Here is a 497-nt window from a genome sequence, read left to right on the forward strand (position 1 = left end):
AGCGCATTAGGCCATTACTGCCTGAGCATCTTGCATATGTGATCTACACCTCCGGCAGTACAGGAACACCGAAGGGGGTGGGTATTGCACATGCGGGAACAATTAACTTAGCAAATGCACAAATACACACTTTTGCAATAGATCAATCTAGCAAAGTGCTTCAATTTGCCTCTCAAGCTTTTGATGCAAGCGTCTCCGAAATCATTACAACATTTGGTGCGGGTGCAATATTAGTTTTGCCAAATATCTCCGGTGGAGCTGCAAAAGCAGTAGAACTAACAAATACCATTAATAAGTACTCTGTAACACATGCAACTATTCCCCCAGCTCTACTAGCAGTCATTGAAGGTAACGAGATATCGCCATTGAAAACAATAGTAGTTGCCGGCGAAGCCTGCTCACCATCTTTAGTTGAGCGCTTTGCTGATGGGCGTCGTATGATTAACGCATACGGCCCCACTGAAACTACGGTATGCGCTACGATGAGCACGCCATTA

Annotated in this window: 1 protein-coding gene; it reads left to right on the top strand. The window is 45.1% G+C overall.

Annotated elements, in window-relative coordinates; genetic code table 11:
• Positions 1-497 (top strand): AMP-binding protein (locus JaK3_RS05750; RefSeq protein WP_150114215.1); only part of this gene is annotated, 497 nt, incomplete at both ends.

Source organism: Polynucleobacter yangtzensis (assembly GCF_001595965.1).
GTDB lineage: Bacteria > Pseudomonadota > Gammaproteobacteria > Burkholderiales > Burkholderiaceae > Polynucleobacter > Polynucleobacter yangtzensis.